The sequence below is a fragment of the Streptomyces sp. CLV115 genome (assembly GCF_038448545.1).
Taxonomy (GTDB): Bacteria; Actinomycetota; Actinomycetes; order Streptomycetales; family Streptomycetaceae; genus Streptomyces; species Streptomyces sanglieri.
In genome coordinates, this window is record NZ_JBCEWQ010000142.1 from 1 (window position 1) to 22,370 (window position 22,370).

A 22,370-nucleotide genomic window follows, 5' to 3' on the forward strand; every position below is an offset into this window, starting at 1 on the left:
GGCTTGGGGGCCGGGGCGCCGGGCTTCGGGGCAGCGGGACGTGCCGCAGCGGCCGGGGAGGGCGCTGCGGGCTTTGCGGGCGTCGCCTTGCGGGGCGCGCCAGGCTTTGCAGCGGACTTGCCGGCGTTGCCGCCGGGCCCCTGCAGTGCGTCAGTCAACTTGCGTACAACCGGCGCCTCGATCGTCGAGGACGCCGAACGGACGAATTCACCGAGTTCTTGGAGCTTGGCCATGACGACCTTGCTCTCGACGCCGAACTCCTTGGCGAGTTCGTATACCCGGACCTTAGCCACTTCGCTCCTTTTAGGTCCGGGTTACCGCCGGACCGTCGCTACTTCATGGGCGTACTCATCGCGTACTCATCGAGTGCTCATCGCAATCTCGACCTACTTCCAACTCGCGAGGTACCTGACCGCACGGGGTCCCGTGCCGTTCATTTCTTACGGTGTCACCCGCTCGACGAACCGCTGCACTGCGGCGGGGTCGAACGGCCCCTTGGCCTTGAAGGCCCGGGGGAAGGCCCGGCGGCGAACCGCCAGGTCCAGACAGACGGAGGCGGGGTGTACATATGCACCCCGGCCGGGCAGCGTACCGCGAGGATCGGGGACGCAGGCGTCCCCGTCCGCGACGATGCGCAGCAGCTCGCTCTTGGCCGCCCGCTCCCGGCATCCCACACAGGTTCGCTCAGGGCAAGCACGGGCGTGCGTCCGGCCAGACACGGCTAAGTCTACCTCCCCGCACCGACCTCACCCCTTTGGGGCAAAAATCGAACGGATGTTGTCGTGATCTCAGCGGCATTGCCACTGAGAAATATTCCCGACGGTGCCGGTTCAGCGCCGCTCGGACCGCTCGCGGGCACGTTCGGCCCGCTCCCGGTCGGCGACGTCGCGCTCGGCGTCGGTCTCGGTGTCCGGGCGGATGTCGATGCGCCAGCCGGTGAGACGGGCGGCGAGGCGGGCATTCTGCCCCTCCTTGCCGATCGCCAGCGACAGCTGGTAGTCCGGCACGGTGACCCGGGCGGACCGGGCGCCGAGGTCGACGACCTCGACCTCGCTCACCCGTGCGGGCGACAGCGCGTTGGCCACCATCTCGGCCGGGTCGTCCGACCAGTCCACGATGTCGATCTTCTCGCCGTGCAGCTCGGCCATGACATTGCGCACCCGGCCGCCCATCGGGCCGATGCAGGCACCCTTGGCGTTCAGCCCGGAGCGGGTCGAACGGACCGCGATCTTGGTGCGGTGACCGGCCTCGCGGGCGATGGCGCAGATCTCGACGGAACCGTCGGCGATCTCCGGCACCTCCAGCGCGAAGAGCTTCTTCACCAGGTTGGGGTGGGTCCGCGACAACGTCACGGACGGGCCCCGGACGCCCTTGGCGACCCGCACGACATACGTACGCAGCCGCAGGCCGTGGGTGTACTCCTCGCCGGGCACCTGCTCCTGCACCGGCAGGATCGCTTCCAGCTTGCCGATGTCGACCAGGACGTTCTTCGGGTCCTTGCCCTGCTGGACGACGCCGGTGACGACATCGCCCTCGTGGCCCGCGTACTCACCGAAGGTCCTGTCGTCCTCGGCGTCGCGCAGCCGCTGCAGGATGACCTGCTTGGCGGTGGTCGCGGCGATCCGGCCGAACCCGGACGGGGTGTCGTCGAACTCCTTGGGCTCCTGGCCCTCTTCCAGGTCGGCCGGGTCCTCCTTCGCCCACACCGTCACGTGGCCGCGCTCGTCGAGCTTCACGCGCGCGCGGCGGTAGCTGCCGTCCGTACGGTGGTAGGCGATGAGGAGGGCCGACTCGATCGCCTCGACGAGCACGTCGAAGGGGATCTCCTTGTCCTGTGCCAAGCCCTTCAAGAGCTTCACATCGATGTCCACGGCTACGCCTCCTCTTCCTTCTTGTCCTTGCGGCTGAATTCGATCTCCACGCGCGCCTTGGCGATCTCGTCGAAGGCGACCCGGCGGGACGTGGGCCTGCGGCCCTTGACGCCCGGAACTTCGAGGTCGAGGCCGTCTTCGTCCACGGCGAGGATGCGGGCCACCAGTTCGCCGCCCTCGCGCAGATGCAGCTTGGCCAGGCGGCCCGTGGCACGTACGTAGTGGCGGTGCTCCGTCAGCGGACGGTCGGCACCGGGGGAGCTGACTTCGAGGACGTACTCGTCCTCGCCCATCGCGTCGGTCTCGTCGAGCTTCTCGGAGATCGCGCGGCTCAGCTCGGCGCAGGCGTCCAGTTCGACGCCCTCTTCGGAGTCCACGACGATCCGCAGCACGCGGCGGCGGCCGGCCCGGGACACCTCGATCTCTTCGAGATCAAGCTGTTCGGCGCTGACGAGCGGTTCGAGCAGCCCGCGCAGCCTCTCGCTCTGGGTGGTGCTCATCCGGGTGACTCCTCGGCCGCGTGTGCTGTTGTGGGGATCGTCGCGTGTCAGGTCAAAGGGTATCCGGTCCCGGGGGGTGTTGCCGTCCGCCGGCCCCGCGGCCGCGGGTACGCTCGCCTGCGGTGATCACTTCAGGACAGATCCAGTCAAGTCAGGGCCAGCGTCTTTCGTTCGGATCCGGCCTGATCCGAACGAAAGACGCTGGGCCCGAAGGAGAACAGGTGCGGCGCACGGGGACGACGCGCAGAGGCGTGTTCGGCGCGACGGGAGCAATCGCCCTGGGGGCGATGCTGGCCGGCTGCGGTGACGGGCCCGGAAGCGGGAAGGACTCCGGCCGGTCCGGGGCGGCGACCGCGGCCGAGCAGGCCTCCGCGGCACGGGCCGAGAAGAAGATCCGGGCGGCGGCCGCCCGGACCAGTCTGGAACTGCTCGGCAGGTACGAGCACGTGGTCGGGGCCCATCCGGCGACCGCCGCGGGGCTCGCGCCGCTGCGGGACGCCGTGCGCGCCCACGCGAAGGCGCTGGCCCCCGGCGGCGCGCAGGCGCTCGCCTTCACGCGGTCGCGCGCGACCGACGCCGGGGCCGCCGTCAAGGAGCTGGCCGCGGCGGAACGCCGCGCCGCGGACGAGCGTCTGGCGGCCCTGATGGAGGCCCCGCCGGAGCTGGCCCGGCTGCTGGCGTCGATCGCGGCGGCGGGCGCGGCCCACGCCTATCTGCTGACCGAACTGGCCAAGGAGACCCAGTCATGAGCACCGGGACACGGAAGGCCGCGCAGGCGGCCCTGGCCGCCGAACACGCGGCGGTGTACGGGTACGGGGTGGTCGGCGGCCGGGTCGCCGAGGGCCGCCGGGCCGAGGCGACAGCGGCCTACCACGCGCACCGGGCCCGGCGCGACGCGCTGGCGCGGACCGTTCACGGGCTGGGCGGTGAGCCGGTGGCGGCGCAGGCGGCGTACGCTCTGCCGTTCGCCGTGCCGGACCCGGCCGCGGCGGTGCGGCTGGCGGCCGTGCTGGAGGACCGGGTCGCGGGTGTGTACTCCGATCTCGTCCGGGCCGCCGAGGGACCGCTCAGGCGGGAGGCCGCCGACGCGCTGCGGGAGGCCGCGGTGCGCGCGGTCCGCTGGCGGGGCGGCGGCGTAGCCTTTCCCGGGCTCGCGGAGCGGGCCTCCGAAGGCACCGGCGCGAAGAGCGGGACCGGCGCGAACGCCGGGGCCGCCGCGAAGAGCGGGTCCGGTGGGACGAACGGGTCCGGTGGGACGCACTGAAAGAGCTCTGAAAGGGAACAAGGCACGTATGGGTTTCGAACCGCCGCAGCGTCTGGTGCGGGCGCTGGGCGAGTCGTACGGGGACGAAGGCGCCGCCGGCTGGCTCGCGCGGCTTCCCGCACTGACCGAGGAAGCGCTGTCCGCCACCGGGCAGGACACGACCGTGGAGCGGGTGGCCGCCCCGGGCGGCCGCAGCAGTCTGGTTCTGCTGGTGACCTGCGCCGACGGCACCCCGGCCGCGCTGAAGATCGCGCCGCCCGGGGCCGAGCCCGAGCTGGAGCGGGCGGCGCTGGCCCACTGGAACGGCTGGGGCGCGGTGCAGCTCGTCGCCGCCGCACCCGGCGCACTGCTGCTGGAGCGGCTGCACCCCGAGGTGTCGCTGCGCTCGCTGCCGGAGGCGAAGGCGCTGCTGGAGGCGGCGGGCACGGTGCGCCGGCTGTGGGTCGAGCCGCCGGCCGGGCACGGTTTCGAGACGGTCGCCGAACGGACCGGGCGCCGTGTCGCACCGATGCGGGCCGGCGCTGCGGCCGAACCGGGTCTGGAGCCGCTGGTCGCGGCGGCGCTCGCGGCTCGCGAGGAGCTGATCGCCCACTCCCCCGAACTCCTGCTGCTGCACGGCAACTTCCGGCAGAGCAAGGTGCTGGCCGGGGAGCGGGTGCCGTGGCTGACAGTCGGCCCGGAGCCGCTGGTCGGTGAGCGTGCCTACGATCTGGCGCGGCTGGTGCGCGACCGCGTCGAGGATCTGATCGCCTCGCCCGGCGGCGCGGTGACGGCCCGCCGCCGGATCAGGAAGCTGGCCGATTCGCTGGACGTGGACCGGGAGCGGCTGCACGGCTGGACGCTGTTCCGTGCGGTGGAGTCGGGAACCCGGGCGCTGGCGGTCGGCCGCCGCCAGGAGGGCGAGCTGACGCTGGAGTTCGCGAGCTGGCTGTGAGACGACGGAAGGCCGCAGGCCCCCCGCGCGATGCGCCGGGGGTCTGCGGCCTTCCGGGGTGTCAGGCGGTGAGGCGGGCGATCGCCTCGTCGACGGTGAGCTCCTCGCGCTCGCCGGTGCGGCGGTCCTTCAGCTCCAGGACGCCCTCGGCCGAGCGGCGGCCGGCGACCAGGATCTTCGGCACGCCGATGAGCTCGGAGTCGGTGAACTTGACGCCGGGCGAGACGCCCGGACGGTCGTCGACCAGGACGCGCAGGCCCGCGGCGTTCAGCTTCTCGGAGACGTCCAGGGCCAGCTCGGTCTGGAGCGCCTTGCCCGCCGCGACGACGTGCACATCGGCCGGGGCGATCTCGCGGGGCCAGCACAGGCCCTTGTCGTCGGCGGTCTGCTCGGCGAGGGCGGCGACGGCGCGGGAGACGCCGATGCCGTACGAGCCCATGGTGACGCGGACGGGCTTGCCCTGCTGGCCGAGGACGTCGAGCGAGAAGATGTCGGCGTACTTGCGGCCGAGCTGGAAGATGTGGCCGATCTCGATGGCGCGGTCCACCCTGAGGCCGCTGCCGCAGTTGGGGCAGGGGTCGCCCGCCTCGACGACGACGACGTCGAGGTGCTCGTCGACCTCGAAGTCACGGCCCGCGACGACGTTCCTCGCGTGCTTGCCCTCCTTGTTGGCACCCGTGATCCAGGCGGTGCCGGCGGCGATGCGCGGGTCGGCGATGTAGCGGACCCTCTCCAGCCCCTGCGGGCCGACGTAGCCGCGTACCAGGTCCTCGCGGCCCTCGAAGTCCTCGGCGGTGACCAGTTCGACGACGGCGGGCGCGAGGTGCTCGCCGAGCTTGCCGAGGTCGACCTCGCGGTCGCCGGGCACGCCCACGGCCACGATCTCGCCGTCGACCTTGACCAGCAGGTTCTTCAGGGTCGCCGAGGCCTCGACGCCCAGGTGAGCGGCGAGGGTCTCGATGGTCGGGGTGTCGGGGGTGTCCAGCTCCTCGACGGGGCCGTGCGCGGAGCCGTCCGCGGCGACCGCCTTGAAGGTGACGGCCTCGGTGTTGGCGGCGTAGTCGCAGTTCGGGCAGTCGACGAAGGTGTCCTCGCCGGCGGGCGCGGGCGCCAGGAACTCCTCGGAGGCGGAGCCGCCCATGGCGCCGGAGACGGCGGAGACGATCCGGTGGTCGAGGCCGAGGCGCTCGAAGATCCGGATGTAGGCGGCGCGGTGCAGCTGGTACGCCTCGGCGAGACCCTCGTCGGTGGTGTCGAAGGAGTACGAGTCCTTCATCTGGAACTCGCGGCCGCGCAGCACACCGGCGCGGGGGCGGGCCTCGTCGCGGTACTTGGTCTGGATCTGGTACAGGATCACGGGCAGGTCCTTGTAGGACGAGCACATGTCCTTGACGACCTGGGTGAAGATCTCCTCGTGGGTGGGGCCGAGGAGGTAGTCGGCGCCCTTGCGGTCCTTGAGCCGGAACAGCAGGTCGCCGTACTCGTCGTAGCGGCCGCTCGCCTCGTACGCCTCCTTGGGCAGCAGCGCGGGCAGCAGCACCTCCTGGCCGCCGATGGCGTCCATCTCCTCGCGCACGACGCGGGTGATGTTCTCCAGGACCTTCTTGCCGAGCGGCAGCCAGGTCCAGATTCCGGCCGCGGTGCGACGTACGTATCCGGCCCGGACGAGCAGCTTGTGGTTGAGCGTCTCGGCGTCGGCCGGGTCGTCGCGCAGTGTCTTGATCATCAATCGGGACATGCGCTGGACCTGGGCCATGATGAACTCCTGCTCGGAAGGGTGATGTGCAGGAGGTTAGCCGGGCGGTGCGGGTGGGCGGAAATCCATTGCCCGCGGTGCTAGCCCTTGCGACGCAGGGGAAGCGGGGCGCCCATCACCGCATAGGGCTTGGGAGCGCTGGGGAAGAGCACCTGCCGGGCCAGGTCCTGGTAGCCGAGACTGCGATACAGGCCACGTGCCGGGCTCTCGGTGTCGATGGCCGAGAGGATGGACCGGGCCTGGTCGACGGCGTCGGTGATGGTGGTGATCAGTGTGCGGCCGATGCCCCGGTTCTGGAACTCCGGCAGGACGTGCAGTTCGGTGATGACGAACGAGTCGTCGAGCCAGTCCACGCTGCCGGTGGCGCGGAGGTAGGGCTCGACGACGGTGGACCACCACTGGCCGCGTTCGTTGGGCATGCCGTAGACGAAGCCGACGAGCCGCTCGCCGGCGGTGGTGGCGCCGAGGGCGCGGGCGTGCGGGTGGTCGAGGTGTCTGAGGACGATGTGGCGCCGTACCTCGACCTCCTCGGGCCCCAGGCCGAAGGCGACGGCCTGTACGGCGAGCGCCTCGTCCACGCGCGCGGCGAGGTCGACCGGCCCGATCCGGACGCTGGGAGTGCGGGGGCCGCCCCCGGAAACTGCTGCCATGCGCCGACCCTACTGGCCCCGGTGGGCAACGGGGTACGGGTGGGTGGCCGTCGGCCACCGGCCGGTCAGAACAGCACGCTCATGAACGCGCCGGTCTCCTTGAAGCCGACCCGGGCGTAGGAGCGGCGCGCGGGGGTGTTGTAGTCGTTCACGTAGAGACTGACGACGGGGGCGACGTCGGCGAGCGCGTAGCGCAGGACCGCCGCCATGCCGGTTTCGGAGAGTCCGCGGCCGCGGTGTTCGGGGGCGACCCAGACGCCCTGGATCTGGCAGGCCTGCGGGGTCGCGGCGCCGATCTCCGCCTTGAAGACGACCTTGCCGTCGTCGATCCGGGCGAACGAGCGGCCGGCCCCGATGAGTTCGGCGACGCGTGCCTGGTAGAGGAGTCCGCCGTCGCCCGCGAGCGGGGAGATGCCGACCTCCTCGGTGAACATCGCCACGCAGGCCGGCATCAGGACGTCCATCTCGTCCTTGCGGATCCGGCGGACCAGGGGGTCGGGGGCCACTTCGGCGGACAGGCTCTCGGTGACCATCAGCGGCTGATGGGCCCGGACCTCGCGGGCCGGTCCCCAGCCGGGTTCGAGCAGCCGCCACAGCTGGGCGGTGGGTTCGGCGGGGCCGACGATCGAGGAGCAGCGGCGGCCGGCCCGGCGGGCGCGGTCGGCGAAGGCCCGGACGGCCTCGGGGGTGGCGCAGATGGGGACGAGGTTGGCGCCCGAGTAGCAGAGCGAGCGGAGCCGTCCGTCTGTGTACCAGCCCCACATCTCGCCGCCGAGGCGCCAGGGGTCGAGGCCTGCGATCTGGACCCGGGCCGTCACGAAGGCGTTGGCGACGGGCTCGCTCTCCAGGATGGCGAGAGCGGCTCCGAGGTCGCTGGGTTCGAGGACCCGGGTGGTGGTCTGCGTCAACACGAGGGGGCCTCACCATGCGGTCTGCTGATTTCCGCACTGTAACCGAAGCCGATCGTCCGTGCCGCCCGTGCCTGTGAACAGGGGCTGCGACGGGCCGTGAGGTCGCTCACGGCAGCGCCCCGCCGGACGGCGTTCGTCCGGCGGGGCGCTGTGGTGCGGGTCATCGGTTCAGCTGACGGAGACCTCGGGCTCGCCGGAGGCGATGCCGTCCTTCTCCATCTGCTCGGCGATCTTGAGGGCTTCCTCGATCAGCGTCTCGACGATCTTCGACTCGGGCACCGTCTTGATGACCTCGCCCTTCACGAAGATCTGTCCCTTGCCGTTGCCGGACGCCACACCCAGATCGGCCTCACGGGCCTCACCCGGACCGTTGACGACACAGCCCATCACGGCCACCCGCAACGGCACCTCCATGCCCTCCAGACCGGCACTGACCTGGTCCGCGAGCTTGTACACATCCACCTGCGCCCGACCGCACGACGGACACGACACGATCTCCAGCCGCCGTTGCTTGAGATTCAGCGACTCCAGGATCTGGATGCCGACCTTGACCTCCTCGGCCGGCGGCGCCGACAACGACACCCGGATCGTGTCCCCGATCCCCTCCGACAACAGCGCGCCGAACGCCACCGCCGACTTGATCGTCCCCTGGAACGCCGGACCCGCCTCCGTCACACCCAGATGCAGCGGATAGTCACAACGAGCCGCCAGCTGACGGTACGCATTCACCATCACCACCGGATCGTTGTGCTTCACCGAGATCTTGATGTCCCGGAAACCGTGCTCCTCGAAGAGCGACGCCTCCCACAACGCCGACTCCACCAACGCCTCCGGCGTCGCCTTCCCGTACTTCGCCAGCAACCGCGCGTCCAGCGAACCCGCGTTCACACCGATCCGGATCGGCGTCCCCGCATCCCCCGCCGCCCGCGCGATCTCCTTGACCTTGTCGTCGAACTGCTTGATGTTCCCCGGATTCACCCGCACCGCCGCACAGCCCGCGTCGATCGCCGCGAACACATACTTCGGCTGGAAATGAATATCCGCGATCACCGGGATCTGCGACTTCCTCGCGATCGTCGCCAACGCATCGGCATCGTCCTGCGTCGGACACGCCACCCGCACGATCTGACAGCCCGACGCCGTCAGCTCCGCGATCTGCTGCAACGTCGCACCGATGTCCGACGTACGCGTCGTGGTCATCGACTGCACCGACACCGGCGCGTCCCCGCCCACCGCAACCGACCCGACCTGGATCTTGCGGCTGACCCTACGGTCGGCGAGCTTGGTCGGAACGGACGGAATTCCGAGAGAAATCGCAGTCATGCGCTGAGCATCCCCAAGGTGTGGATCAAGGTCCCGAGATCGGCGGGCTCCGGCCTTCGAGGTTACGGCACCGGAGGCGGCGCGGAGCACACCGCGTACGGGAGTGGCACACAAATGCGACGGCCCGGACACATACTGTGTGCCGGGCCGTCACTCGTGGTGCACATGGTGCTCGGTGGTTCAGGAGATCTTGACCGGATTCACGATGTCGGCGACGAGCACCAGCAGTGTGAAGCAGATGAAGACTCCGGCGACGACATAGGCGACCGGCATCAGCCTGGCCACGTCGAAGGGGCCCGGGTCGGGGCGCCGGAAGACCCGGGCCAGATTGCGGCGCAGGGCCTCCCAGAGCGCTCCGGCGATGTGCCCGCCGTCGAGCGGCAGCAGCGGGAGCATGTTGAAGAGGAACAGCGACAGGTTGAAGCCGGCCAGCAGGAACAGCATCATCGCGATCTGGTTCTGCGCCGGTACGTCCAGCGTCATCACCTCGCCGCCGATCCTGGCCGCGCCGACCACGCCGACCGGGGAGTCCGCCGCCCGTTCGCCGTCGCCGAAGGCCGCGTCCCACAGGCCCGGGATCTTGGACGGGAGGGCGATGATCGAGTCGACACCGTTCTCGATCATGTCTCCCATGCGGAGCACCGAGTCACCGAAGGAGAGCGGGACGATCTCGGTCTGGGCGGCGAAGCCGAGGTAGCCGGCCTGCACGAAGTCGCCGGGGACCACTTCGCCCTTGGAGTCCTTCTTCGCCACCAGGTTCTTCTTGAGAACGGCGTGGAGGGTCTTCTCCTGGCCGTCGCGCCGGACCGTGATGGTGGCGGGGCCGATGGTGTCGCGGATCCGGTCGGAGAGCGTGGCCCAGTCGTCGACCTTCTGTCCGTCGAAGGCGACGATCGTGTCGCCCTTCTTGAGCCCCGCCGCCAGTGCGGGCGAGACCGGGTCGGACTTCTCGCACTTGTCGCGGTTCTCGCTCTGCTCGATCACGCATTTCTGGACACCGGCCACCTCGGTGGTCTGGGTCTGGAAGCCGAAGGTCATCGCCACGCCCAGGAAGATCGCGACGGCGAGGACCAGGTTCATGAACGGTCCGGCGAACATCACGATGACGCGCTTCCACGGCTTGCGCGTGTAGAACAGGCGCTTCTCGTCGCCCGGTTCGAGCTCCTCGAAGGCGGCTGACCTGGCGTCCTCGATCATGCCGCGCCAGGGCGAGGTGGACCGCGCCTCCAGGCGTCCGTCCGGCCCGGGCGGGAACATGCCGATCATGCGGATGTAGCCGCCGGCCGGGATGGCCTTGATCCCGTACTCGGTGTCGCCCTTCTTCCGGGACCAGACCGTCGGCCCGAAGCCGACCATGTACTGGGGGACGCGGATGCCGAAGAGCTTCGCGGTCGACAGGTGCCCCAGCTCGTGCCAGGCGATCGAGAACAGCAGACCGATGACGAAGACGACGATGCCCAGAATCGTCAGCAGGACCGTCGTAATACTCATGCGCGCGCCTCCGCTGTCGCTTTCGCCGAGAGTTCACGGGCCCGGGCTCGTGCCCAGGTCTCCGCTTCCAGGACGTCTGCGACCGTGAGCGAAGTTCCCGTGGCGGGGGTGCCGTGTTCGGCCACCACCGCCGTGACCGTATCCATGATTCCGTTGAACGGCAGCCGTCCTGCGAGGAATGCGTCGACGCATTCCTCGTTGGCGGCGTTGAAGACGGCCGGTGCGGTGGCGCCGAGGGTACCGACGTGCCTGGCCAGACCCACGGACGGGAAGGCCTCGTCGTCGAGCGGGAAGAACTCCCAGCTGGACGCCTTCGCCCAGTCGAAGGCGGGCGCGGCGTCCGGGACGCGCCGGGGCCAGCCGAGGCCGATGGCGATCGGTCCGCACATGTCCGGGGGCGTGGCCTGGGCGAGGGTGGAGCCGTCGGTGAACTCCACCATGGAGTGGACGTACGACTGGGGGTGGACCACGACCTCGATCCGGTCGAACGGGATGTCGTAGAGCAGATGCGCCTCGATGACCTCAAGGCCCTTGTTGACCAGGGTGGCTGAGTTGACCGTGATGACCGGCCCCATGGCCCAGGTCGGGTGGGCGAGGGCCTGCTCGCGGGTGACGTCCGCCAGTTCGCTCCTGGTCCGTCCCCGGAAGGGGCCGCCGGAGGCGGTGACGACGAGCTTGCGTACGTCGGCGCGGGTGCCGGCGCCGAGCGCCTGGAAGAGTGCGGCGTGCTCGGAGTCGACCGGGATGATCTGGCCGGGCTTCGCCAGCGCCTTGACGAGCGGGCCGCCGACGATCAGCGACTCCTTGTTGGCCAGGGCGAGCGTGCGGCCCGCTTCGAGCGCGGCGAGGGTGGGGGCGAGTCCGATCGAGCCGGTGATTCCGTTGAGCACGGTGTGGCAGTCGCCCGCCGCCAGCTGCGCGGCCGCGTCGGGCCCTGCCAGGATCTCGGGGAGCGGCTCGCCCGTCCCGTACTGCTCCCGCAGCGCCTCGCGCAGGGCCGGTACGGCGTCCGACGCGGCGACGGCGACGGTGCGCACCCGCAGCCGGCGCGCCTGCTCGGCGAGGAGGGCGACCCGTCCGCCCGCGGCGGAGAGCGCGGTGACCCGGAAGAGGTCGGGGTTGCGCAGCACCAGGTCGATGGCCTGGGTGCCGATGGATCCGGTCGAGCCGAGGATGACGAGATCCCGGCGGCCTTCCGTGGCGTCGAAGACGAGGTGCGGGTCGGCGAGGGGGGCAGGACTGTCGCTCATGCCCCCCATTGTTGCCGCTTCGTCTGTGCGTGTGGACAGTGCGTCCCGCGGCACCGGGCCGTCCGGGCGGACGGGGCACGTCGGGCGGGGGACGGCCCCGCCCGACGTGCCGTGGGTCAGCGGACGGTCCGGTGGACGTTTTCCCTGGTGGACGGCCCCGGGGTGGCATCGGCGATCCAGGGGCCGTCGCCGCTCGGGTCGATGACGCCTTCTTCCAGCCAGGTGTACGCGCCGGACAGGACGCCGTCGACCAGGCGCCGGTCCAGCTCGTCGGTGTTGGACCACAGGCGGGTGAAGAGCTCCTCGACGCGGACCCGGGACTGGTGGCAGAACACGTCGGCGAGCCGGTAGGCCTCGCGTCCGTGGTCGTCCGTGGAGCGCAGCAGTTCGGCGCGGACACAGGTGGCGCTCATCGCGAAGAGTTCGGCGCCGATGTCCACGATCCGGCCGAGGAAGCCCTGTTTGGTCTCCATCCGGCCCTGCCAGCGCGACATGGCGTAGAAGGTGGAGCGGGCCAGTCTGCGCGAGGCGCGTTCCACGTAGCGCAGGTGGGCGGACAGGTCGGGGTGGCCGGGGTGGTTGAACTCCCCGTACGTACCGGGCAGTTGTCCCGGTCCGGTGACGAGCCGGGGCAGCCAGCGGGCGTAGAAGCCGGCCGCGTTCGCGCCTGCCTTCGCCTTGGCCGAGAGGGGTTTGCCGGGGTCGATGATGTCCCCGGCGACCTTCAGATGGGCGTCTACGGCCTCCCGGGCGATCAGCAGATGCATGATCTCGGTGGAGCCCTCGAAGATCCGGTTGATCCGCAGGTCGCGCAGGAGTTGTTCGGCGGGCACGGCCCGCTCGCCGCGTGCGGCGAGGGAGTCGGCGGTCTCGAAGCCGCGTCCGCCCCGGATCTGGACGAGTTCGTCGGCCATCAGGCAGCCCATCTCGGAGCCGTACAGCTTGGCGAGGGCGGCCTCGATGCGGATGTCGTTGCGGTTCTCGTCGGCCATCTGGGAGGCGAGGTCGACCACCGCTTCGAGGGCGAAGGTGGTCGCGGCGATGAAGGAGATCTTGGCGCCGACGGCCTCGTGCCGGGCGACCGGTCTGCCCCACTGTTCGCGGACCTCGGACCATTCGCGGGCGATCTTCAGGCACCACTTCCCGGCGCCGACGCACATGGCGGGCAGCGAGAGCCGTCCGGTGTTGAGCGTGGTGAGGGCGATCTTGAGCCCGGCGCCCTCGGGGCCGATGCGGTTCGCGGCGGGCACCCGGACCCGGTGGAAGCGGGTGACGCCGTTCTCCAGGCCGCGCAGGCCCATGAAGGCGTTGCGGTTCTCGACGGTGATGCCCGGGGAGTCCGCCTCGACGACGAAGGCGGTGATGCCGCCCTTGTGGCCTTCCGACTCGGGCACCCGGGCCATCACGACGAGCAGGTCGGCGACGACGCCGTTGGTGGTCCAGAGCTTCACCCCGTCCAGGACGTAGTCGGGCCCGTCCGGGACGGCCGAGGTGGCGAGCCGGGCCGGGTCGGAGCCGACGTCCGGCTCGGTGAGGAGGAACGCCGAGATGTCGGTACGGGCCAGCCGGGGCAGGAAGGTGTCCTTCTGCTCCTGGCTGCCGAAGATCTTCAACGGCTGCGGCACACCGATGGACTGGTGGGCGGAGAGCAGTGCGCCGAGGGCCGGGCTCACGGAGCCGACCAGGGCGAGGGCCTTGTTGTAGTAGACCTGGGTGAGGCCGAGGCCGCCGTACTTGGGGTCGATCTTCATCCCGAGCGCGCCGAGTTCCTTGAGGCCGCTGATCACCTCGTCGGGGATTCTCGCCTCGCGCTCGATCAGGGCGCCGTCGATCCTCGTCCCGCAGAACTCGCGCAGCCGGGAGAGGAAGGCCTCGCCCCGCCGGACGTCGTCCGGGGGTGGCAGCGGATGCGGGTGGATCAGGTCCAGCCGGAAGCGCCCGAGGAAGAGTTCCTTGGCGAAGCTGGGCTTGTGCCAGTCCTGTTCGCGTGCGGCCTCGGCCACTTGGCGTGCTTCGCGCTCGGTGACCCGGGGCGTGTTCTTCGGTGCGGATGGTGCGGACATGAGGAGCTCACCTCGCCGCGGTGTGAGTGGGTGGACGCGGCCGGTCCGCGCGGGGGAAGCACCCACGGGTACCGACCGGCTCTACTCGTCCGTATGTACCCGATTCCCGACATGCCCGCCATCCCCGGGGCGCCGGTCGGGTCGGGGGCCACTCCACCGACCCGCCTGAGGTGGCGGAGGCGGCGGGGAGACGGAGATGGCCTGAACCCCCGCACAGTGGGCTCAGGCCATCTCGCTGTCGCCTGTTGTCGTGCTGTCCAGGCGGAACACAGGCGACGTCGGTGGACCGGTCTCGATCCTGTTCGCGGACTACAGGGCGAGGCCGGTGAGGACCAGCACGCGCTCGTAGGTGTAGTCGTCCATCGCGTAGCGGACGCCCTCGCGGCCCACGCCGGACTGCTTGGCGCCGCCGTACGGCATCTGGTCCGCGCGGTAGGAGGGGACGTCGCCGATGATCACGCCGCCGACCTCAAGGGCCCGGTGGGCGCGGAAGGCGGTCTGCAGGTCGTGCGTGAACACGCCTGCCTGCAGGCCGTACTTGGAGGAGTTGACGGCCTCGAACGCCTCGGCCTCGCCGTCCACCTTCTGCACGGACAGCACGGGTCCGAAGACCTCCTCGCTGGCGAGGGTGACGTTGTCCGGGAGCTCGGCGAGCACGGTCGGCGCGTAGGTGGCGCCGTCGCGCTTGCCACCGGTGAGCAGCTGCGCGCCGGCCCGGACGGCCTCGTCGACCCAGGACTCGACGCGCTTGGCGGCGTCCTCGCTGACCAGCGGGCCGACGTCGGTGGCGGCGTCCGACGGGTCGCCGGTGACCTGGGCCTCGACGGCGGCGACGATCTTCGGGAGCAGCCGGTCGTAGACCGAGGCGTCCGCGATGACGCGCTGCACCGAGATGCAGGACTGGCCGCCCTGGTAGTTGGAGAAGGTCGCGATCCGGGTCGCGGCCCAGTCCAGGTCCTGGTCCGAGGCGTAGTCGCCGAGGACGACCGCCGCGCCGTTGCCGCCGAGCTCCAGGGTGCAGTGCTTGCGGGGCACCGACTCCAGGATCGAGTAGCCGACCGGGCCGGAGCCGGTGAAGGAGATGACCGGGAGGCGCTCGTCCTGGACCAGGGCGGGCATGCGGTCGTTGGGGACCGTCAGCACGGACCACGAACCGGCCGGCAGGTCGGTCTCGGCCAGCAGCTCACCGAGGATCAGCGAGGAGATCGGCGTGGCCGGGGCGGGCTTCAGGATGATCGGCGCACCGACGGCGATGGCCGGGGCCACCTTGTGGGCGCTCAGGTTCAGCGGGAAGTTGAAGGGTGCGATGCCCAGGACCGTGCCGCGCGGGAAGCGGCGGGTCAGGCCGAGCCGGCCGGTGCCGCCGGCGTCGGTGTCCAGGCGCTGGGCGTCGCCGCCGTTGAAGCGGCGGGCCTCCTCCGAGGCGAACCGGAACACGGAGACGGCGCGGCCGACCTCGCCGCGGGCCCACTTGATGGGCTTGCCGTTCTCGGCGGAGATCAGCTGGGCGATCTCCTCGGTGCGCTCCACCAGACGCCGTACGACGTGGTCGAGGGCGGCGGCCCGGACGTGGGCCGGGGTCGCGGCGAACTCCTCGCGCACGGCGTGCGCGGCCGCGACAGCCTCCTCGATCTGGGCGTCGGTCGGCACGCTGACGGTGCCGACGAGACGGCCGTCCCAGGGGTTGGTGACGTCGAAGCTGTCCTCGCCGGTGGCCTGGCGGCCGGCGAGCCAGAAGGCGTGGGTGGAAGTCATGGAGGTTCCGGCCCTTCGGAGCGGTGGGGGTTTCTTGCCCCCACCGTAGGGCCGCACGGCTGTCCTGGCGTTTGTCCGGGGTGGAGCAGTGCGGGCCGGGGACGCTCCGGATTGTCGGATGCGGCCGGAACGAACGGCTCCGCTGGAGGGGTCACGCCTGCCGAACCGACGGCTCCGGCGGGTGGCTGCACCTCCGACGCCGACGGCTCCGGTGGCCTCGGTGGAGGGATCACACCTCCGGCACCGACGGCTCCGACGGCCCCGGTGGAGGGGTCACACCTCCGGCGCCGACGGGGCGCTCGTCGCCTTGAGCGCCAGCCACAGCTCCATCCGGACGTCCGGATCGTCCAGCGAGCGGCCCAGGATCTCCTCGACCCGGCGCATCCGGTAGCGGAGGGTGTGGCGGTGCACCCCCAGGTCCGCGGCGGCGGCGTCCCACTGGCCGTGGTGGGCGAGCCAGGCCCGCAGCGAGGCGACGAGGTCCCCGCGGCCCTTGGCGTCGTGCTCGTGCAGCGCGCGGAGCATTCCGTCGGCGAAGGCCCGTACCGCGTCGTCGGCGAGCAGCGGGAGCACCGAGCCGGCCGCGAGTTCCTCGTGCTCGACCAGTGCCCTGCCCCGGCGGCGCGCCACCGACAGGGCCTGCTCGGCCTGCTTGTACGCGGCGGACACGGCGATCGGGCCGGCCGGTGCGGAGAGGCCCACGACCACCTGGTCCTCCTCCGGCTTGGTCCCTTCGGCGGGCGCCCGCGCCTCCTGGGCCTCCGCGTGGGCCGTGCAGGCGGCGACCGCGGCTCCGCCGTCCGCGGCGAGGACGACGAGCCGGTCGCCCTCGGGGACGGTCAGCAGGGTCTCGCCGGTACGCAGTGCCGCCGCCTCCATCACCTCGCCGAGCGCCGCGGGGGCGGCCGGGTCGGACCCCTCCGCGATGAGCAGCCGGAACGGGGCGTCGAGGAGTCCCCCGTACAGGTCCCCGGCGACGGCCCGGGCGTGGTCCGGCTGGCCGGCGAGCAGCATCCGCAGCACCGCCGCGCCGAGCCGCTGTTCGGCGCCCTGGAGGGACCGGGAGCGGGCGGTTATCAGGGTCAGCAGGGCGACGGCCGAGTGCACGGCGTACCGGTCGGCGGTGCCGAGTGCCGCTCCGGTGCCCACCGCCAGCGCTCCCCTGCCGCGGCGGCCGGTGCCCAGGGACTGGAGCTCGACCCGGTCGTCGGTGTCGCCGACGACGATGCTGGCGGGGGCGGTGCGGTCCCGCAGCCGTTCCACGTCGGGGGTGAGCCGGGCGGCGCGGCGGGCTGCCCATTCGGGGGCTGCGGCGACGACCTGGCCGGCCGCGTCGTACAGGGCGGCCCAGCCGTCGAGGTGGGCGGCGAGCCGGGTGAGCAGTTCACCGGGTCCGTCGCCCGCGAGGGCGGCCCTGGTCAGTTCCCGCTGCACCTCGAAACCGGCGGTCACGGCCCGGTACTGTTCCTCGGCGATCGCCGAGGAGACGGCCTTGGCTATGGCGATGAACGGGGTGCGGCGGGGCACTTCGAGGAGCGGCAGCTTCGCCTCCTCGGCCGCGTCGATCAGCGCCTGCGGCAGTTCGTCGTAGTTGACGCCGACGGCGAAGCCCAGGCCGACGACTCCGGCCCCGGCCAGCCGCCGCACGTACCGCCGCATCGCCTCGGGGTTCTCGGCGTCGAGGTTGGTGGCGGTGACGAGCAGGAACTCGCCGCCCTCCATGTACGGCACGGGGTCGGTCAGCTCGCTGGCGTGTGCCCAGCGCACGGGCGCGTCGAGCCGGTCCGCCCCCGCGCGCACGGTGAGCTTGAGCGCCGAATGCTGGACGAGCGAGGCGAGAGTGAGGGGCATGGGGACCGCTGGACCTCGGGGAGTCGATTTTCGCCGTCCCGTATGAACGACTCCTGCCAATTCTGCCAGAGCGGCAGGGTCCGACATGACCACGACCAGAGGCGCGGGGTGAGCGGCCCACCCCGCGCCGCTCAGCGGTTCAGGTCCACCAGCAGCGGGGGCACGTGCGCGCCGTCGACCGTCGTCACGGAGAGCACCGCGTGGCCCGCGGGCAGCTCGTAGGCCAGCGCGGAGGCGGACCAGCGTTCGCGTTCCACCTGCCGCACGGTGACCGCGTCGACGGTGACCGCCTTGCCGGTGGCGAGCTTGCGCAGCGCGTGCATGGCGCGGGTGAACGGCTGGTCGGCGAAGACGCCGTGCTGGGCCACCTCGCGCACGGAGACCCACTCCTTGCCCCAGGCCTCCGAGAACCGCTTCCCGTCCCAGGTGGTGGCGCCCGAGAGGATCATGCCGCAGCCCACCGCGCCCAGCAGGGCCGAGTGCAGCCCCTCGGGAACGTCGTCGAGGGTGCGCAGCGCGAGTACGGCGCCGGCGTTCACCGACCTGAGCCGCCGGAGCCCCTGGACGGTCTCGGCGGTGACGGTGTGCGTCGCGTCGTCCAGCACCAGGCAGGTGAAGACCGACCGGTCGGGGCGGGCCGCGGCGATCGCGTTGAACTGGGTGAGGACGAGCCTGGTCAGCACCCGGCAGGCCCCGGCGTGGGCGCGTTCCGGGAGGTCGATCCGGACCCTGAGCGGATGCTGCCCGAGGGAGCGGAGCGAGAAGGGCCGGGCCTCCTCGCCGGTGGCGAAGAACCCGGCGAACGCGGGCCGGTCGAGAAGGGCCACGCGGTCGGCCAGCACCGCCGCGGGGTCTCCCGCACCGCCGGTCTGCCGGGTCCGGGCGTCCAGCTCGCGGAGCATGGCCGAGTGGCCGCCGTCCTCCAGGGCGCGTCGCAGCCCGCCGACGGCGGACTCGTCCCCGGAGAGCAGTTCCCGCAGCTCCGGCACCGCCGGGAAGCAGCCGTGGACGGCCCGGTAGGGGCCGAGCAGCTGCCCGAGGGCCAGGGCCGCACGCCGTCCGTCCAGGCCGGGCACGTCCCCGGTGAGTCCTTCCGCGAGGGTGGCCGCGGCCTCGTCCGGGTCGGTCGACCCCCCGTACAGGTCGAAGTCGTGGACGGACGAGGGGTCGCCGATCTTCACCACGACGTCGTACGCGTCGTCGGGGCCGAGGGCCGCCCCCGCGGCGCCCACCGCGAGCACCGCCGCACTGCCGGTCAGGGCCTGGAGGGCCAGCGTCTCGACGACCGGGCGCACCAGCCGGGCCGTCTTGCCCGCACCGGGCGGCCCGACCGCCAGCAGGGAGGTGCCGAGGAGGGCGGGGTCCAGGGCCATGCCCGAACCCCTGCGGGCGTACGGGTTGCGTTCGTCGTCGGCGCAGTCCCCGATCCGGACCTGGCCGGCCAGCAGATCGTGCCGCGCGGTCCGCAGCGGAAGGTCCCGGCTGCCCGAGGGGTGCAGGAAGGCGTCGGCCCCCTGGCGCAGGACCGCCTCGTCGAAGGAGGCCGGTCCGTCGTGGCGGGTCCGCGCCCGCTCCCAGGCGTGGGTGAGGCGGACGCAGTCCACGTCGTTCAGGCGCCCGGCCCGGACGGCGGCGGTGAGCACGTCCGCCGCCTCCGCGCGTCCCGCGGCGCGCAACTGCGGCCAGTGCGCCGCCTCCGCCCCGGTCCCGGGGGCTGCGGCGGGCGACGGGGCGGTGTCCTCCCCCGGGGACGTGGCGGCCCGGCCGGCCGCGCGCTCCCGCAGGGCGGTGCGCCACCGCCCGATCCGGGCGAACGGCCACACGACCCCGGCGACGACCAGCGCGTACGCCCCGTAGGCGACCACGGCCGCCAGGTACTCGTTGCCGCCGCCCTGCAGCCAGCTCTGCGGGATCAGGTACAGCACGACGTCCAGCAGCGGCACCTTGCCGCTCCAGACCAGCCACAGCGCGAGCAGCGCCCCGAAGCCGGAGAGCGTCAGCCGGGCGCGCTCGGGGCGGGGGCCCGCCCAGTGGTGGAAGAGCCCGGCCCAGTGTCCGACCCGGGCCGCCCACAGCCCCGCGATCAGCACCAGCAGCTGGTTGTACAGCGTCTCGATGCTGTATGCGGCGGCCGGGACCGACCCGGCCCGCAGGGTGTCGAAGAACCACCAGCTCCCCGGCGTGACCGCCTCCAGGGGCACCTTCACGTACGGGATCCGGAAGTCCGCCAGCAGCGCCCAGATCACCAGCCAGAGCACCAGGGCGAGCAGCGGCCCGACCAGGGAGGGACGCGGTGGCCGCTCGGCGGCGCGCGGCACGTGTCCGTACCGCCAGACGCCGGGCTCGGCGGCGGGGCGCGGGGCGTTCAGCCACTGCGCGGTCGACGGGCCGGTCCCGGGGAGCCCGGCCGGCCTCGGCGGGGCGGCCGGCTGCCCGCTCCGGGGGGCGCCGAGGGGCATCGGCGGGGCGGCGGGCGGCGGCCCGGCCGGGCGCGGCACCGGAGGTCGGGGCACATCGGGCCGGCCGCCGTCCCCCTCGGTACCGCTCGTGCCCCGCGCACCGCGCGCGTCGTCGCTCTTCATGAACCGTTGCCCCCTGACCGGCCGGGTCCGTCCGTCTGCCCCGGTCAATCTAGTGGGCGCGCAGGGCGAGTTCAGCAAGGCACCGGCACCGGACCGCGTGGTTTCGCCGCCCGCCGCACCCCCTCGCTATGTCCGTGGCGGACAACGGCGCGCGACCACCACTCCCGAACGGAACATGCCGCACCCCCGGCCTCGCCCATAGCCTGGGCCAGAAGCGTCCGAAACATCCCCCCAGGAGCCCCTCATGACCGAAATCCCGCAGGAGCGCCGCGTCGTCACTGCCATTCCCGGCCCGAAGTCGGTGGAGCTGCAGGCCCGCCGTCTGGAGACGGTCGCCGCAGGTGTGGGCTCCACCCTGCCGGTGTTCACCGCCCGCGCCGGTGGCGGGATCATCGAGGACGTGGACGGCAACCGGCTGATCGACCTCGGCTCCGGTATCGCCGTGACGTCGGTCGGCGCCTCCGCCGAGGCCGTCGTGCGCCGGGCGTCCGCGCAGCTCGCCGACTTCACCCACACCTGTTTCATGGTCACGCCGTACGAGGGGTACGTCGAGGTCTGCGAGCAGCTCGCCGAGCTGACGCCGGGCGACCACGCGAAGAAGTCCGCGCTGTTCAACTCGGGCGCCGAGGCCGTCGAGAACGCGGTGAAGATCGCCCGCATCCACACCAAGCGCACCGCGGTCGTCGTCTTCGACCACGGCTACCACGGCCGCACCAACCTCACGATGGCGCTGACCGCCAAGAACATGCCGTACAAGCAGGGCTTCGGCCCGTTCGCGCCCGAGGTCTACCGGGTGCCGGTGGCGTACGGCTACCGCTGGCCGACCGGCGCCGAGAACGCCGGCGCCGAGGCGTCCGCCCAGGCCATCGACCAGATCAACAAGCAGATCGGTGCGGAGAACGTCGCCGCGATCATCATCGAGCCGGTGCTCGGCGAGGGCGGCTTCATCGAGCCGGCCAAGGGCTTCCTCCCGGCGATCGCCCAGTTCGCCAAGGACAACGGCATCGTCTTCGTCGCCGACGAGATCCAGTCCGGCTTCTGCCGTACCGGCCAGTGGTTCGCCTGCGAGGACGAGGGCATCGTCCCGGACCTGATCACCACCGCCAAGGGCATCGCGGGCGGTCTGCCGCTCTCCGCCGTGACCGGCCGCGCCGAGATCATGGACTCCGCCCACTCCGGCGGCCTCGGCGGCACCTACGGCGGCAACCCGGTCGCCTGTGCGGGTGCGCTCGGTGCCATCGAGACGATGCGCGAGCTGGACCTGAACGGGAAGGCCAAGCGCATCGAGGAGGTCATGAAGGGCCGCCTCGCCGAGATGCAGTCGAAGCTCGACAACGGCGACATCATCGGTGACATCCGCGGCCGCGGCGCGATGATCGCGATCGAGCTGGTGAAGTCCGGCACGAAGGACCCTGACCCGCAGGCCGCCGCGGCCCTCGCCAAGGCCTGCCACGCGGAGGGTGTGCTGGTCCTCACCTGCGGCACGTACGGCAACGTCCTGCGCTTCCTCCCGCCGCTGGTGATCGGCGAGGACCTGCTGAACGAGGCGCTCGACGTCATCGAGCAGGCTTTCGGCCGGATCTGACCTGTGCGAACCCCGGCGGCCGCGAACCGCGTTCTCGCAGGGGTTACGAGGGGCCCGCGTGAGGGCCTGTGAAGAACGTGTGCGGGGCCGATGGCGGGATCTGTTTCCCGCTGTCGGTCCCCCATCGGCTGCCGTACGGTTCCTGCAGATGAGAGAAACACCCCGCCCGCAGGGGACTGCGGGCGATGCCGGGCCGGAGCTTCCCCAGCGCCGCCCTGGCCGTGCCTTCGCGCACACCGCTGGAGCCTCTGGCTCCGGAACTCCTCACCGATCGGATGGCCGCCCGCCCCAGACCCCCCGGGGCGTGCGGCAGACCGGTCCGACCGGCCGCCCCGGAACCACCCCCCCTGTTCCCGGGCGGCCGGCTCATTTCCTCTCCCCGGTCCTGTCGGCCGTCTCCCTCCTGGTGCTCTTCGCGCTCACGGCCCGGCAGGTCGCGGTCGGCGGTCCGCTGCGCGGACTGGACGAACGGACCGGCCGGGCCGTCGTCGGCCACGGACCCGCCCGGCTGACCGAATTCCTCGCCGATCTCGGCAATGTGCAGATCGCGCTGCCGGTGCTGGGCTGCGCGATCTGCACATTGC

General features: G+C 71.9%; 18 protein-coding genes and 1 pseudogene. 5 read left to right on the top strand and 14 right to left on the bottom strand.

The genetic code is table 11. The annotated features are described in order from the left end of the window. The 4 genes from AADR41_RS33165 to rimP form a co-directional block, all read right to left on the bottom strand. Positions 1-293 (bottom strand): translation initiation factor IF-2 N-terminal domain-containing protein (locus AADR41_RS33165; protein WP_342285448.1); only part of this gene is annotated, 293 nt, incomplete at its 3' end. Between the two features lie 147 nt (positions 294-440). Continuing rightward, the gene (locus tag AADR41_RS33170) at positions 441-719 is read right to left on the bottom strand and encodes a YlxR family protein (RefSeq protein ID WP_072489326.1); all 279 of its coding nucleotides are present in this window, start codon (positions 717-719) and stop codon (positions 441-443) included. 111 nt (positions 720-830) lie between these two features. Then, a complete protein-coding gene (gene nusA, locus AADR41_RS33175) occupies positions 831-1,871 on the bottom strand; it encodes a transcription termination factor NusA (RefSeq protein ID WP_342285450.1) in 1,041 nt (346 codons plus the stop codon). 2 nt (positions 1,872-1,873) lie between these two features. Beyond that, positions 1,874-2,371, bottom strand: a complete 498-nt coding sequence (gene rimP / locus AADR41_RS33180; RefSeq protein ID WP_342285451.1) for a ribosome maturation factor RimP — start codon at positions 2,369-2,371, stop codon at positions 1,874-1,876. 221 nt (positions 2,372-2,592) lie between these two features. Here rimP and AADR41_RS33185 point away from each other — a divergent pair, with 221 nt between their 5' ends. From AADR41_RS33185 to AADR41_RS33195, 3 genes are read left to right on the top strand one after another with little or no spacing between them, the layout of a single operon-like run. Next, positions 2,593-3,120 carry a hypothetical protein gene (locus tag AADR41_RS33185; RefSeq protein WP_342285452.1) on the top strand — a complete coding sequence of 176 codons (528 nt, stop codon included), beginning with the start codon at positions 2,593-2,595 and terminating at the stop codon, positions 3,118-3,120. After that, positions 3,117-3,635 (top strand): ferritin-like domain-containing protein, encoded by a 519-nt coding sequence (locus AADR41_RS33190; protein ID WP_342285453.1) that lies wholly within the window; start codon positions 3,117-3,119, stop codon positions 3,633-3,635. The genes AADR41_RS33185 and AADR41_RS33190 overlap by 4 nt, the downstream gene beginning before the upstream one ends. A gap of 28 nt (positions 3,636-3,663) precedes the next feature. Further along, positions 3,664-4,569, top strand: coding sequence for an aminoglycoside phosphotransferase family protein (locus tag AADR41_RS33195; RefSeq protein ID WP_342285454.1), 906 nt, complete (start codon positions 3,664-3,666; stop codon positions 4,567-4,569). Between the two features lie 61 nt (positions 4,570-4,630). On the opposite strand, the gene AADR41_RS33200 is transcribed toward AADR41_RS33195, so the two are convergent. From AADR41_RS33200 to AADR41_RS33245, 10 genes are all read right to left on the bottom strand, one after another. Further along, the gene (locus AADR41_RS33200) at positions 4,631-6,325 is read right to left on the bottom strand and encodes a proline--tRNA ligase (RefSeq protein ID WP_342285455.1); all 1,695 of its coding nucleotides are present in this window, start codon (positions 6,323-6,325) and stop codon (positions 4,631-4,633) included. An 80-nt stretch (positions 6,326-6,405) separates the two neighbouring features. Further along, positions 6,406-6,975: a GNAT family N-acetyltransferase gene (locus AADR41_RS33205; protein WP_342285456.1), complete on the bottom strand. Its 570-nt coding sequence runs from the start codon at positions 6,973-6,975 to the stop codon at positions 6,406-6,408. A 65-nt stretch (positions 6,976-7,040) separates the two neighbouring features. After that, entirely contained in the window at positions 7,041-7,886 is an 846-nt protein-coding gene (locus AADR41_RS33210) for a GNAT family N-acetyltransferase (protein WP_342285457.1), read from the bottom strand. A 168-nt stretch (positions 7,887-8,054) separates the two neighbouring features. Continuing rightward, complete coding sequence (gene ispG, locus AADR41_RS33215; RefSeq protein ID WP_342285468.1) at positions 8,055-9,209, bottom strand: flavodoxin-dependent (E)-4-hydroxy-3-methylbut-2-enyl-diphosphate synthase; 1,155 nt, start codon at positions 9,207-9,209, stop codon at positions 8,055-8,057. Between the two features lie 180 nt (positions 9,210-9,389). Beyond that, positions 9,390-10,700, bottom strand: coding sequence for a M50 family metallopeptidase (locus AADR41_RS33220; RefSeq protein ID WP_342285458.1), 1,311 nt, complete (start codon positions 10,698-10,700; stop codon positions 9,390-9,392). Further along, positions 10,697-11,950 (bottom strand): 1-deoxy-D-xylulose-5-phosphate reductoisomerase, encoded by a 1,254-nt coding sequence (gene dxr, locus AADR41_RS33225; RefSeq protein ID WP_342285460.1) that lies wholly within the window; start codon positions 11,948-11,950, stop codon positions 10,697-10,699. The genes AADR41_RS33220 and dxr overlap by 4 nt, the downstream gene beginning before the upstream one ends. A gap of 116 nt (positions 11,951-12,066) precedes the next feature. After that, complete coding sequence (locus AADR41_RS33230; RefSeq protein ID WP_342285462.1) at positions 12,067-14,013, bottom strand: acyl-CoA dehydrogenase family protein; 1,947 nt, start codon at positions 14,011-14,013, stop codon at positions 12,067-12,069. Between the two features lie 309 nt (positions 14,014-14,322). Further along, complete coding sequence (locus AADR41_RS33235; RefSeq protein WP_342285463.1) at positions 14,323-15,768, bottom strand: aldehyde dehydrogenase family protein; 1,446 nt, start codon at positions 15,766-15,768, stop codon at positions 14,323-14,325. Positions 15,769-16,041: 273 nt separating this feature from the next. Continuing rightward, positions 16,042-17,619, bottom strand: coding sequence for a PucR family transcriptional regulator (locus tag AADR41_RS33240; RefSeq protein WP_342285464.1), 1,578 nt, complete (start codon positions 17,617-17,619; stop codon positions 16,042-16,044). Positions 17,620-17,750: 131 nt separating this feature from the next. Then, positions 17,751-20,201: an ATP/GTP-binding protein gene (locus AADR41_RS33245; RefSeq protein WP_342285465.1), complete on the bottom strand. Its 2,451-nt coding sequence runs from the start codon at positions 20,199-20,201 to the stop codon at positions 17,751-17,753. A gap of 244 nt (positions 20,202-20,445) precedes the next feature. On the opposite strand from AADR41_RS33245, the gene gabT reads away from it, so the two are divergent. Further along, positions 20,446-21,786, top strand: coding sequence for a 4-aminobutyrate--2-oxoglutarate transaminase (gene gabT / locus AADR41_RS33250; protein ID WP_342285466.1), 1,341 nt, complete (start codon positions 20,446-20,448; stop codon positions 21,784-21,786). A gap of 148 nt (positions 21,787-21,934) precedes the next feature. Further along, positions 21,935-22,370: pseudogene (locus tag AADR41_RS33255) on the top strand (phosphatase PAP2 family protein); the annotation flags it as partial.